This window comes from Asticcacaulis solisilvae (assembly GCF_052327315.1).
In the GTDB taxonomy this organism is placed as follows: domain Bacteria; phylum Pseudomonadota; class Alphaproteobacteria; order Caulobacterales; family Caulobacteraceae; genus Asticcacaulis; species Asticcacaulis solisilvae_B.
Genome location: NZ_CP166196.1, coordinates 468,358 through 480,912, shown reverse-complemented (window position 1 = coordinate 480,912; position 12,555 = coordinate 468,358). Strand labels below are relative to the sequence as shown.

General features: G+C 62.5%; 14 protein-coding genes. 6 read left to right on the top strand and 8 right to left on the bottom strand.

Annotated features, from left to right (window positions below; all coding sequences use genetic code 11):
- Nucleotides 1–20: 20 nt before the first annotated feature.
- The 3 genes from AB8717_RS02145 (at nt 21) to AB8717_RS02135 (ending at nt 1,507) form a co-directional block, all read left to right on the top strand.
- The gene (locus tag AB8717_RS02145; protein ID WP_443749389.1) at nt 21–653 is read left to right on the top strand and encodes an acyl-homoserine-lactone synthase; all 633 of its coding nucleotides are present in this window, start codon (nt 21–23) and stop codon (nt 651–653) included.
- Complete coding sequence (locus tag AB8717_RS02140; protein ID WP_443749388.1) at nt 640–879, top strand: hypothetical protein; 240 nt, start codon at nt 640–642, stop codon at nt 877–879. The genes AB8717_RS02145 and AB8717_RS02140 overlap by 14 nt, the downstream gene beginning before the upstream one ends.
- Before the next feature lie 91 nt (nt 880–970).
- Nucleotides 971–1,507, top strand: coding sequence for a hypothetical protein (locus AB8717_RS02135; RefSeq protein WP_443749387.1), 537 nt, complete (start codon nt 971–973; stop codon nt 1,505–1,507).
- Between the two features lie 33 nt (nt 1,508–1,540).
- Here the strand turns inward: AB8717_RS02135 and AB8717_RS02130 are convergent, their stop codons facing one another.
- Nucleotides 1,541–1,771 (bottom strand): hypothetical protein, encoded by a 231-nt coding sequence (locus tag AB8717_RS02130; RefSeq protein ID WP_443749386.1) that lies wholly within the window; start codon nt 1,769–1,771, stop codon nt 1,541–1,543.
- A gap of 187 nt (nt 1,772–1,958) precedes the next feature.
- On the opposite strand from AB8717_RS02130, the gene AB8717_RS02125 reads away from it, so the two are divergent.
- Nucleotides 1,959–2,861, top strand: coding sequence for a peptidylprolyl isomerase (locus AB8717_RS02125; RefSeq protein ID WP_443749385.1), 903 nt, complete (start codon nt 1,959–1,961; stop codon nt 2,859–2,861).
- A gap of 81 nt (nt 2,862–2,942) precedes the next feature.
- Nucleotides 2,943–4,421 (top strand): methyl-accepting chemotaxis protein, encoded by a 1,479-nt coding sequence (locus AB8717_RS02120; RefSeq protein ID WP_443749384.1) that lies wholly within the window; start codon nt 2,943–2,945, stop codon nt 4,419–4,421.
- Between the two features lie 3 nt (nt 4,422–4,424).
- Here the strand turns inward: AB8717_RS02120 and AB8717_RS02115 are convergent, their stop codons facing one another.
- The 7 genes from AB8717_RS02115 to AB8717_RS02085 form a co-directional block, all read right to left on the bottom strand.
- Nucleotides 4,425–6,074: a long-chain fatty acid--CoA ligase gene (locus AB8717_RS02115; protein WP_443749383.1), complete on the bottom strand. Its 1,650-nt coding sequence runs from the start codon at nt 6,072–6,074 to the stop codon at nt 4,425–4,427.
- A gap of 178 nt (nt 6,075–6,252) precedes the next feature.
- Complete coding sequence (locus tag AB8717_RS02110; RefSeq protein ID WP_443749382.1) at nt 6,253–6,639, bottom strand: SseB family protein; 387 nt, start codon at nt 6,637–6,639, stop codon at nt 6,253–6,255.
- 436 nt (nt 6,640–7,075) lie between these two features.
- Nucleotides 7,076–7,699: a hypothetical protein gene (locus tag AB8717_RS02105; RefSeq protein ID WP_443749381.1), complete on the bottom strand. Its 624-nt coding sequence runs from the start codon at nt 7,697–7,699 to the stop codon at nt 7,076–7,078.
- Complete coding sequence (locus AB8717_RS02100) at nt 7,681–7,971, bottom strand: hypothetical protein (RefSeq protein WP_443749380.1); 291 nt, start codon at nt 7,969–7,971, stop codon at nt 7,681–7,683. The genes AB8717_RS02105 and AB8717_RS02100 overlap by 19 nt, the downstream gene beginning before the upstream one ends.
- A gap of 125 nt (nt 7,972–8,096) precedes the next feature.
- Nucleotides 8,097–9,962, bottom strand: a complete 1,866-nt coding sequence (ilvD, locus tag AB8717_RS02095) for a dihydroxy-acid dehydratase (RefSeq protein WP_443749379.1) — start codon at nt 9,960–9,962, stop codon at nt 8,097–8,099.
- Between the two features lie 77 nt (nt 9,963–10,039).
- A complete protein-coding gene (locus AB8717_RS02090; protein ID WP_443749378.1) occupies nt 10,040–10,417 on the bottom strand; it encodes a VOC family protein in 378 nt (125 codons plus the stop codon).
- Nucleotides 10,414–11,331 (bottom strand): alpha/beta hydrolase, encoded by a 918-nt coding sequence (locus AB8717_RS02085; protein ID WP_443749377.1) that lies wholly within the window; start codon nt 11,329–11,331, stop codon nt 10,414–10,416. The genes AB8717_RS02090 and AB8717_RS02085 overlap by 4 nt, the downstream gene beginning before the upstream one ends.
- 648 nt (nt 11,332–11,979) lie before the next feature.
- Here AB8717_RS02085 and AB8717_RS02080 point away from each other — a divergent pair.
- Nucleotides 11,980–12,540 (top strand): hypothetical protein, encoded by a 561-nt coding sequence (locus tag AB8717_RS02080; protein WP_443749376.1) that lies wholly within the window; start codon nt 11,980–11,982, stop codon nt 12,538–12,540.
- Nucleotides 12,541–12,555 lie beyond the last annotated feature (15 nt).

The following is a 12,555-nucleotide window of genomic DNA, read 5'->3' as shown; positions in this document are numbered from 1 at the left end:
TCTCCCCAATGGAGGCTCAGATGCTCAAGGTTGTAACCCACAAGACCCTGCGGCAGCACAGCGACCTGCTGCTCGATCAATACCGCCTGCGCCATCAGGAATTCATCGAACGCCAGCAATACGACGTCCATTCCATCGACGGCATGGAGTTCGACGAATACGACACCCTGGCCGCCGTCTACCTGGTCTACAGCCGCGACGGCCGGACCGCCCTGGGCGTCAGCCGCCTGACCCCGGTCGCCTACGGCTGCATGCTGGCCGACCACTTCCCCGATCTCGTCGATGACAGGTCCGTCTTCACGACGCCGCGCACCTGGGAAGGCACGCGGTTCTGCATCGATAGCAATCTTGCTCCCGAACTGCGCAGCGAAATCTGCCACAGCATCTGCGCCGGCTATCTCGAATACGCCCTGGCGCACGGCATCGACCGTATTATCGGCCTTATGCCCACCCTGATCCTGCGCTCCGTCTTCGAACGCTCGGGCATTCAGCTCGACCGGCTCGGAGCCGCGCACAAGATCGGCGCCCATTCCCGGATCCAGGCGGCTTCGATCGCCGTGACGCCGGATCAGCTTGAACGCGTAACCGCCAGGACGGGGCTCAGCAACGTCCTGGGCTATACCCCCGAAGGACCTGTCTATGCTGCGCGATAAACTGCCTGAACTCACGGTTACAGATACCGACGACGCCGAACTGGCCAATCAGTGGGTGCTGGATGCGCTGAAATTCCTCAGCGAGGAGACCGCCCGGCGCGATCTCCGCACCTTCAGTCCCATCCTGTCGCGCGCCTTCGACGAATGCCTGGTGGTGTATGTGCAGGGCAAGACCGCCGAACTCCAGCAGAGGATCGGCGGTGACGACCGGATGTCCATGAACTGAAACTTTACGGTCCCTTCCCGCCATCGGCATGCCAACCTTAGAAGGGGGTGCCTAGACTCCTTTCGCCTTATCCAGGCGAAAGGAGATAACCATGCCCAGATCCTATCAGAGCGGGACCGGCGCTTCGATGTCCGGACGCACCTACGAGCCTCAGGTTACGCCGTGGGAGCGCAACGACGACGATTTCGACGTCTACCAAAGCAGCACATACGACCGCGACCGGCAGGCCAGCGGCCGATATGGCCCGGATGACGACTATGCCCCGTCCGCCGGCGACCGGCGCTACACGCAGAACCGCGACGGCCGGGGCGGCTATCGTTCCAATGACGGCCAGGATGCCTATACCCGCCGCGACCTGCAGCCGTCCTACCAGGACGCCTATGAACGCGACCGCGAACGCTATGGCCGCCAGGACGACAAACACGCCTATCGTGGGTCCAATCACGATCGCGGATATGACCGCGACCTTCTGGGTGAGCGCCGCGACGATCGCCGCGATGACCGCCAGGCCCACAGCCGCGACGACTATCGCGACGACCGTTACCTGCGTGAGCGCGAACAGCGCGACCATTCCGGTGAAGACCGGCCGTGGACCGGCTTCGCGCGCAGCTACGATCGCAGGCGGTAAACGACAAAGCCCGGGAACCATCCCGGGCTTTTCCTATTTCTGGCCAGGCACGATGCCGGTGATCACCGGCGTCGGCACATGGGGCCTCAGCGGCCGGCCGTCATTGGCATATTCGAAACCCGCGACACGGAAATGATCGCCGGCCTTTTCGCAAACGAAGACAGGGTTGTGATGCCAGCGGATATCGAGGCGGACATAGGCGCCTTCATAGAGGTGCGCCTGGCTTTCGATGATCTGATTCTGAACGGCATTACTCTCGAACATAGACCCCTCGCGGCCGGCGAATCGGAACTGGAAGATTATGACGATATCGCGACTTTCGCCGTCCGCCAGAGGGGGCGCGCGATTTTCCACAACAGAGTTAACCGCCCCCCCTGGTGCGCCGCCTTAAGTTTTCCCTTGCCGTCCCGGCGCAGGCGATTAGTCTCAATCGCAACGGACGGAGGCAACCATGCGGATACTAGCGACGGGTTTGGCGGCGGGACTTGGCCTTGTGCTCATGGCGGCCGCGCCGGCGCCGAAAGCGCCGCCGTCACCCCAGGACATCCTTGACGCCGCGCCGGCCTCGGCGTGGAAGGACATTGCGGCCGACGACCTGGTTGTCATGACCCTGGCGGACGGCAATACGGTGACCTATCAGCTGGCAGCGAAGTTCGCGCCCGTTCATGTCGCCAATATCCGCCAGCTTGTGCGTTCGGGCTATTTCGACGGCGCCGTCATCCTGCGTGTCCAGGATGGCTATGTCGTACAATGGGGCCGCCCGGACGAGGACAAGACCGAAGCCAAAGGCATCGAAAAGCATCCGCCCGCGGAATACGATTTTCCCGGAAAAGGCGCAGGCCTGGTTCCCCTGCCCTGGCCCGACTCCTATGCGAAATCGGCCGGCGCCATCGACGGCTGGCCGGCGGCGTCGGACGGCAAGTCCGCCTGGCTGGTCCACTGCTATGGGATGATCGGCGTGGCGCGCGACGTCGCTCCCGACACAGGCGATTCCACCCAGCTTTACACCGTCATCGGCCAGGCGCCGCGCCATCTCGACCGTAACCTGGCCATTGTCGGCCGCGTCATCAAGGGCATGGAATTCCTGACCGCCCGGCCGCGCGGAACGGGCGATCTCGGGTTTTACAAGACCGATGCCGAAAGAGTGAAGATCGTATCGGCGAAGATGGTGTCGGACCTGCCCGCGGCAGACCGGCCGGCCTTCCAGGTCCTTGACACCCATTCCGGCACGTTCGAACGCTGGTTGCATGCAAAAGCCAACCGCAGCGGCGCTTTTTTCGTCCGGCCCGCCGGCGCGCTGGATATTTGTAATGCACTTACTCCGGTGCGAAAAGCAACGCAGGCGCAACTTTGAGTTAGCCTTTCCTTAAGGTTAAGTCGGCAACTTTACACGTATGGTGAGAGCCAGAGTGTAAGCTACGGGGAGTGTGCCGATATGTTTTTTAAACCCGCAAAAGACGACGACAAGGCGATCCTCGCCGCGCTGAACCGGTCGCAGGCCGTGATCGAATTCACACCCACAGGCCTTATCCTCACCGCCAACGACAACTTCCTTGCCACCGTCGGTTACGACCTGAAGGAGATCGAAGGCCGCCACCACCGCCTGTTCTGCGACGAAGCCTATGCCGGCAGCGAAGACTATCGCCGCTTCTGGCAGGATCTGGCCGCCGGCCGCTTTTCGACCGGGACGTTCAAGCGCTTCGGCAAGAACGGCAAGATCGTCTGGCTGCAGGCCAGTTACAACCCGATCACCGATGCCTCTGGCAAGGTCGTCAAGGTCATCAAGTTCGCGTCGGACATCACCGGCCAGACGGCGCGCGAAATCGACCTGAAGGGCAAGGTCGAGGCCATCAGCCGCAGCCAGGCCGTCATCGAATTCACCCCCGACGGTATCGTGCTGGCCGCCAACCCCAATTTCTGCGCCGCCATGGGCTATGACGCGTCTGAAATCATCGGCAAACATCACCGCGTCTTCTGTGACCCGGCCTATGTCCAGACCATGGACTACGCTGCCTTCTGGGACGGCTTGCGCCGCGGCGAATATGCCGCGGGCGAATATCGCCGCCTGGCGAAGGGCGGGCGCGAAGTCTTTATCCAGGCGACCTACAACCCGGTCTTCGACGACACCGGCACGCTGGTGAAGGTGGTGAAGTTCGCGACGGATATTACGGCCTCGGTACGCAAACGATTGCGCAGCGCCGAGCTCAACGGTGAGCTGGGTCACGTCGTTGAACGCATCTCCAGTGCGCATATGCAGGCCACCCAGGCCAGCACAGCCTCGATCGAAACCGGTGCGATCATCAACAGCGTCGCGGCTGCGTCCGAAGAGCTGAGCCAGAGCGTGCGCGACATCTCGAACAATATGGGCATGGCGAAAGACAGCGTCACGGGCGTCTTCCGCCATTCGGAAAACGCCAACCGCTCGGCGGAATCGCTGAACCGCTCGGCGGCCGCCATGAACAATATCGTCACCCTGATCCAGGACATCGCCGGCCAGATCAACCTTTTGGCGCTCAACGCCACGATCGAATCGGCGCGGGCGGGCGAAGCCGGCAAGGGCTTCGCCGTCGTGGCGTCCGAGGTCAAGACCCTGGCCAACCAGGCTGCCAGCTCGACCAAGACCATCTCGGCCGAAATCGCCTCGATGCAGTCGGTGACCAACGAGGTCGTGTCGGCGCTCGACCTGATTTCGACGTCCATGACCGCCGTGCTCGACAATGTCAGCTCCGTCGCGTCGACCCTGCAACAACAGGACGCCGTGGCGCACGAAATCACCGGCAATATGCACGCCGCCGTTTCGGCTGTCGACGAGATCAACGAAAGCCTGGACAATATGAGCCGGACCTTCGGCGATGTCGCCGAGGCCTCGGCCAACGTCAAGCACCAGATGGAAGCGCTCGATCAGGTCGCCTGACGGCTACTCCGCCAATTTGATCGCGTCCGGGTGATGCTCGGCGCCGAACCTGGCGCGCAGCTCGACCTTCAGCACCTTGCCCGTGCCGCCGTGCGGCAGTTCGGGCACGATGATCATGTCTTCCGGAATCCACCAGTTGGCGACGTGCGGCGCGATAAAGGCCCGCAGGTCTGGGCCAGTCAGCGCCTTGCCTTCGCGCAGCACGACGATATAGCGCGGGCGTTCGCTCCACCGGCTGTCGGCGCGCGCGATCACCGCGGCTTCCAGCACGCTCGGGTGCCCCATGGCCAGGTTCTCGAACTCGATCGACGAAATCCACTCGCCGCCCGACTTGATGACGTCCTTCGAGCGGTCGACGATGTTCATGAAGCCGTCGGCGTCGATGGTCGATATGTCGCCCGTCTTGAACCAGCCGTCGGCGGTGAACTGGCTTTTGTCGTCGTTGTTGAAATAGGCGGAGGCGATCCACGGCCCGCGCACCTCGAGGTCGCCGCGCGCCACGCCATCCCACGGCATCGGCTTGCCGTCCGGCCCCGTGATGCGCATCTCGATGCCGAAGGGCGCCCTGCCCTGTTTCAGCATCAGCCGCATCTTTTCGGCTTCGGGCAGGTATTGCTGTTCGCTGCTCAGCACGCTGACAGATCCCAGGGGCGAGGTCTCGGTCATGCCCCAGGCGTGGACCGCCAGTGCCTTGTGCGCCGCCAGCCGCTCGATCAGGGCCTGCGGGCAGGCCGCGCCGCCGACCACGACGCGGTTCATCGGCGCCACCGACTGCCCGCCCTGGTCGGCATAGTTGACGAGGTTGAGCCAGATGGTCGGCACCCCGGCGCCGATGGTGACCTTTTCGCCGTGGATGACCTCCAGCAGGCCCGGCCCGTCGAGGCGTGGCCCCGGCAGGACAATGCGCGCGCCCACCAGGGCGGCAGCGTACGGCACGCACCAGGCATTGACGTGGAACATCGGCACGACCGGCAGGACGGTTTCGTCCGGCGCGATACCGAACAGGCCCGGCTGGTTGACCGCCATGGCATGCAGCACGGTCGAACGGTGCGAATAGAGGACGCCCTTGGGGTTGCCCGTGGTGCCCGAGGTGTAACACATGCCCGAAGCCGTACGTTCATCGAGCTGTGGCCATTCGAAATCGTCGTCCTCGGCGTCGATCAGGTCTTCGTAGCAAAGCACCGGCGGCAGGCCTTCGGGCAGGTCCTTGGGCATGTGGTCGCGGTCGCAGTTGAAGACGATGCCGCGCAAGCCCTTGGCGTGGGGCGCGACACCCGCGACCAGCCGCGCGAAACAGGCGTCGGCGAACAGGTAACGATCCTGGGCGTCGTTGAGGATAAAGACCAGCTGTTCGGGAAAGAGGCGCGGATTGACCGTGTGGCAGACGAAGCCCGCCCCGGGGACAGCGTAATAAAGCTCGAAATGGCGGTGATTGTTCCACGCCAGGGTGGCGATACGGTCGCCCTGGGCCAGACCCAGCTTGCTCAGCGCCTTGGCCAGTTGCCGGACGCGCCTGGCCGCGTCGGCATAGCCGTAGCGGTGCAGAGTCGAGTCCTCGTTACGCGAGACGATGGCCGTCTTCGGGTAATATTTGGCGGCGTGTTCCAGAATATCCGGGATGCGCAGCGGCGCATCCATCATCAAACCAAGCACTGGGGCCTCCCTCAAGGCTTTTGACCCCGTCGTCCGCGGGTGTCTTGAGGAAATGTGTAGCGAAGGACCGCGTGGCCGACAACAAAAACTTTCCGTTCACGTCAAGTTTACGTGGCGGAAGACCACCCTGGATAGTCCTGTATTTCGACGTCTCCAGCATATGCATGTCTGCGACGCGTCACCGTAAGTCGGCTTTTATCGTTTCGATTCCATTTTTAGGGATCACAAGATGCACGGTAAAGCCAGGATTCAATACGAGACCATAGCCAGGAGGCATCCTTGAAATGAAATCTCGACCATTCATCTGCAGGGCGTGTTGCGCAGCATCCCGGTGAATCGTGGCATGGGGTAATGCCGAGAAGACAGCCACCAGAGGTCCGTCTTGTCCTTCAAGCAGAAGTGGGACAAATCCTGATCCGTCCGATTGCACTTCTTCCTTGCTAAGGACGTAAATATTCTCTTGCAAAAGCTGTTTTAAAATATCCGCCATATCTACCTTACCGCTTTTGGCTTGAATCAGCCGTTCGTCCAATTCATTTTCAGGATTAAAAGGCAAAAGACTCATAAAAGCTCCTATATTTCTGCATCCGGAAACATAACACAGGCCTGTTCCAGCGTAATCGTGGTCGCATATCTTTCGGCCTGCTCCCAATAACTTCCACACACTACACACCGGTGCAGCTTAGCATGTAACGCAATATTTACGGCAATCTCCGGGGGAGGGCTCCCTGATTCCCACTGGCCCCGGCAAACCGGACAGCCCTTTTCCTTCCAAGACGACATCGTCAAAACTTTCTGATGGGAATCCATTCCCCATTTGGACCTATCTTAAACATAACCGAACCTGAAGGCACCGCCTGTCCTCCTGGGATGACCAACTCGCGAGTTGGATTTACAAGATAGCCAGCGTTTTTCCCATCTCCAGTCCGGACAGCTGTGTGTCCGCCTTCGAGCTAATGCGGCCACTCCTCTGCGTCAGCGGTTGTGGGCTTGCGCAGGCCTCATCGTCGATCGGTTCGAAAGCGGTGGTGGAGATATGGTTTCCAGCCGAGTCGCTCATTTCGAAATACGACTTGCCGCCCACCGTCACCTTCTTCCAGGGACCGGCATTTCCCGACGCCGGGCGATAGAGCTTGTCCAGAATCGACTTGCGGAAAGACCCGAGGTCGAAATTTGATCTTGCGATCCTGTTCCGGCTGGCCCGGCCAGAATGTAGGCGGAAAATATCCGGTATTGCCTGGGTGAGAACCGCCATGCGCATAAGGCTTTGTGAGTCTGGGTGTTGGTTCAGGCGTCTTCATCGTGTCCGGTCTGACATTCAGAACGGCGTCCACCTGGGGAGACTTGAACAAAGGATGGCCATCGACCGTGGTGGCGCCGGCATCGAGGGCAACCTTCATTCGCTGCTCGGACGAAAGCGGCCCGCCTGCGGCTTCGGCCGCGGCAACTGCCGCGTCAACACGGGAACGCAACGCGCCAAGCCTGGCCTTCATCATGACATCCAAGGGGCCGGGCGCGGGATCGATGCCTAAGGTTCTGGCCACCAGCGCGAAGCCTGAATCGTCAAGCGCTGGCGCCGCCTGCTTCTTCGCCACGGCCTGCTGGGTTAGGTCCTCGCCGAGCACAGGCTCCTGCGCCTGGACCTGCGGGACAGATAGTGGCCGCTCAGCGCCTGGCCATCGATGCCCTTGACTGCATCGCCGCCGAGCAGTGACCTGTACCCCGTATCGGGGTTGGACAGCCCAAACCGCAGGCCCTGCAAATGGTTCGTCGCATCAAGCGCCACTGTCGTTTCCGCCCGGCCCTTCGCCGCCCGAGCATAGGCGTCGGCGGCACTATCGCCGCCAAGCGACGGCGGCGTGACGGAAGGCTTCGGCGGACTGAGGACAACAGGCATCAGGCGGGCTCCAAATGTCCCGTCACTGTTCTTCAGGCCGCTTCAGCTCCGCATACCGCCCAGCAAAAAGCCCTCCCGGGAACACCGGAAGGGCTTCGAAAATTATAAAAGCAGACTTAAGCGCCCTACCCTTCCAACTGCCCCAAATCCCTTACAGCGCCCGTGTCGGCCGAGGTGACCAGCGCGGCATAGGCCTTGAGCGCGGCCGAGACCTGGCGCTTGCGGCTTACCGGCGTATAGGCCGCCTTGCCGCGATGTTCCTCGGCAGCGCGGCGCTCGGCGATCTCGCGGTCCGAGATGGCCAGGTGGATGGTGCGCGCCGGGATATCGATCTCGATCGTGTCGCCGTCACGGACCAGGGCGATCAGGCCGCCGGCCGCCGCTTCCGGCGAAGCGTGGCCGATCGACAGGCCCGACGTGCCGCCCGAAAAACGGCCGTCGGTCAGCAGCGCGCACGCCTTGCCCAGGCCCTTCGACTTCAAATAGGTCGTGGGATACAGCATTTCCTGCATGCCCGGGCCGCCCTTTGGGCCTTCGTAACGGATGACGACGACGTCGCCTTCCTTGATCTTGTTGGTCAGGATGGCTGACGCCGCCTCGTCCTGGCTCTCAAAAACGCGCGCCGTGCCGTCGAAGCGCCAGATCGATTCATCGACCCCGGCCGTCTTCACGATGCAGCCCTTTTCCGCGATATTGCCGTAGAGTACGGCCAGGCCACCGTCGCGCGTAAAGGCATTATCCTTCGAACGGATCACGCCGCCGACGCGGTCACGGTCGAGCTCGTCCCAGCGTCGCGACTGCGAAAATGCCTGGGTCGTGCGCACGCCGCCCGGCGCCGCGCGGAAGAATTCCGTGACCTCTTCGTCGTTGGTCTGGCGGATGTCCCAGTAGCTGAGCGCGTGGCCGAGCGTCGGCGAATGCACCGTTTTGGCATCTGTTTGCAACAGCCCGCCGCGCGACAGTTCCCCCAGGATGCCCATGATGCCGCCGGCACGGTGGACGTCCTCGATATGGACCTCGGACGAGGCCGGCGCGACCTTGCAGATGCACGGCGTGATGCGCGAAATGCGGTCGATATCGGCCATTGTGAAGTCGACGCCGCCCTCCTGTGCCGCCGCCAGAATGTGCAGCACGGTGTTGGTCGAGCCGCCCATGGCCACATCGAGCGCCATGGCGTTCTCGAACGCTTCCTTGGTGCAGATCGAGCGCGGCAGGACCGAGACGTCGTCCTTTTCGTAATAGCGCTTGGAGATGTCGACGATCAGCTTGCCGGCCTGCTGGAACAGGCGCTCGCGGTCGGAGTGCGTGGCCAGGGTCGTGCCGTTGCCGGGCAGGCTGAGGCCTAAGGCTTCCGTCAGGCAGTTCATCGAATTGGCGGTGAACATGCCCGAACACGAACCGCAGGTCGGGCAGGCTGCCTCTTCGACGGCCTGGACCTGGGCGTCGGAGATGCGGTCGTCGCCGGCCTGGATCATGGCGTCGATCAGATCGAGCGAATGCGTCTTCGACACGCCGTTTTCGTCCGGCCAAACGACCTTGCCGGCCTCCATCGGGCCACCCGACACGAAGACCGCCGGAATGTTGAGGCGCATGGCGGCCATCAGCATGCCGGGCGTGATCTTGTCGCAGTTCGAGATGCAGACCATGGCGTCGGCGCAGTGCGCATTGACCATGTATTCGACCGAGTCGGCGATCAGGTCGCGCGACGGCAGCGAGTACAGCATGCCGCCGTGGCCCATGGCGATGCCGTCGTCGACCGCGATGGTGTTGAATTCCTTGGCGACGCCGCCGGCGGCTTCGATCTCACGCGCCACCAGCTGGCCGATGTCCTTCAGGTGGACGTGGCCGGGCACGAACTGGGTGAAGGAGTTGACGACGGCGATAATCGGCTTCTGGAAGTCGGCCTCCTTCATGCCGGTCGCCCGCCAGAGCGCCCGGGCGCCCGCCATGTTGCGGCCGGCTGTGGTGGTGCGGGAACGGTACGTAGGCATGATGGTTACCTGTGAAAGCAAATCCAGAAGAAATAAGGTTTTGGCCTATATAGGGTGTCAGCGGACGGCACAACACCCTACCCAAGCGGTGAGCGATCCCCTACGTGCCAGACGTGGCCGAAGGGGTCGGTGAAACCGCCCTGGCGGTGCGGTCCCCACGGCGACTCGTAGGTCTGCACGTCCTTGCCCTCGGCGCCCGCAGCCGCCGCTTTCGAGATCACCGCGTCGGGGTCGTCGCAAAACAGCTGAACACGCGCCGTCGTGAAACCGGCTTCGAGCGGCGAACTGAACTTCCCTTCGACCGGCTCGTGCAGGAAGACGGGCGCGCCTCTGATCGACAGACCTGCCACGCCGCCCAGGTTCCACATAACCGTTGCGTCGAGCGCCTCACGGTACCAGGCGACGGCCGCCGCGCAGTCAGGAACGGCCAGCATGACGGAGACGGAAGTACTCATGGCCTTTGGTCCCGCCAGATCCAGCGCAGGGCGTCGGGCAGCAGCTGCCCGCCTTGCGCGTCGGAATGGCCGCCGTCGCCCCAGACATATTTCAGGTCGTAGCGCGCGGGGCCCAGCTTCCATTGGTCGGCATTGGCGTTGGCCCATTCGATCGACTTGACCATCTGCTGGTTGGCCAGGAACCAGTTGCCGTGTTCGTTGTCGAGGTCGTTGGAACCGTCCTGCATGAAGATGCGCAGGGGCCGAATCTTCGACTTGCGGATCAGGCCGGGATAGGTGTCGCCGCCATAGACAGCGGGCGTCGTCGCCGTCGCCGGATGATAGCCAATCGAGGTGTAGGAGCCGATGGCGCTGATGACGTTGCCGAAGGCTTCGGGATGGGTCCAGCCGACAGTGAAAGACGCGATGGCGCCCGAAGAGGTACCGCCGATGGCGCGGCGCTTCGGATCCGAAGCGAAACTGTAGGATTTCGCGACCTCGGGCAGCAGCTCCTCGATCAGCATCCGGGCATAGGTGTCGTTGACCGCGTCGTATTCAGGGGCGCGGTTGTCGGGGTTGCTCATGCCGAGATTGGCTGGATAGTGCTCGCTGACATTGCCCGGCGTCACGAAGACGCCCAGTGTCGCGGGGATATCCCCTTTGGCAATCAGGTTATCGAGCACGTTCTGCACGCGCAGGGAGCCGTCCGGATTGGTGGCACGCTGGCCGTCCTGGAAGACCAGAAGGTTCGGTGGGCGCGACGCGTCGTAATCCGCCGGCACATAGATCCAGTAGCGCCGCACGGTGTTCGGGACCAGTTTCGAATGAAACTCGAACGGCCCTTCCAGCCGGCCATGCTTTATATTCGCCTGGACGAGCGAGTCCGGCGTCAGCGGATAATCGCCCGGCTTACGCTCATCCGCCAAGGCAGGCACGGCCAGGCACGCCGCCATACACGCGGCAGCGAAGGTCAACCGGGAGAGGGAAGAGGCTGTGAACATAGGCATATGATAGTCGTCCCCCGCGCCCGCGCAAGTTGCCCAAAAATCGTTTCCCCCGAAACGAGGGCACAACGTTTCCGGATTCGCCGGATGACGACGGCTAAATCCGGCGATTAACGAAAATTTCCGGTAATGTTTTTCACAAACGCAGCAAAAACAGGAAAATAATTTTGCTGCGCCGCCGTAATAGCTTGATATGGCGGAAAATTTTTCCAACTTTTCCTTTGCTTTTTCATCCGGCTTCGGGTTATATGCCCCGCAACGACCGGCGCATATCGTTTGCCGGCCGTGTCTGGAGCCCAAATCATGACCCCGGCGAAAGCCATAGCGATGCGGAATGACGCCGACCGGAGCCTCAAGGTTCTGGCCGTCGGCCTGTTCTCGTCGTCCGTCGTGATTAGCCTCGTATCTCTCCTTATTGGGGGCGTAGTACGCCCCTTGCTTACGGAGTGGTAGCGCAGGGCTGAACCTTCGCTTTTAGAGGATCAAATCCTCCCGCTCCTCATACGGGCGGGATCTTTTCGCACATCTTCATTCCCGACCGGCCTACGCAGACTTAAACCCACGTCACCGAGTTACATCATGTCCGTCCTGACCGCCTTCGACGCCGCGCACACAACGCAACAGACCAGCGCTTCCGGCTTCGCCATCCTCCACGGCACCCTCGCGCCGGAAGGCTGCGTGGTGCGCCTGGGCGGGTTCGAGGCCGACATTTTCGACGGTCCGGCCCGCGTCTTCTCGACCGCCGCCGATGCGCTGGAAGCCATCGCGAAGGGCCGCATCCGCGACTGCGACATCCTGATCGTGCGCAATGACGCGCGCGACGCCGATATCCTGGCCGACACCGGCGTGGCCTCGGTCACCGCCGCGCTCAATGCCTCGGGCCTGGCGCGCGTCACCGTCATCACCGACGGCCGCACGGGCTCGAACGCTTCGGGCGCCGTCATCGGCAATATCGCGCCGTCGGCCGCCGCCGGCGGTCCGATCGCCTATGTCAACGACGACGACATCATCCACGTCGATATCGCCGGCCGGCGCATCGACATCCTGGCCGACATCGACATCCGGCGCGGCGCGCAGCGCAAGAAGGGGACCTTCAACGCTGCTGCCCGCTACGCCGCCATGATCGCGGCCGCCGAATAAGCTTCAACCCCTTTA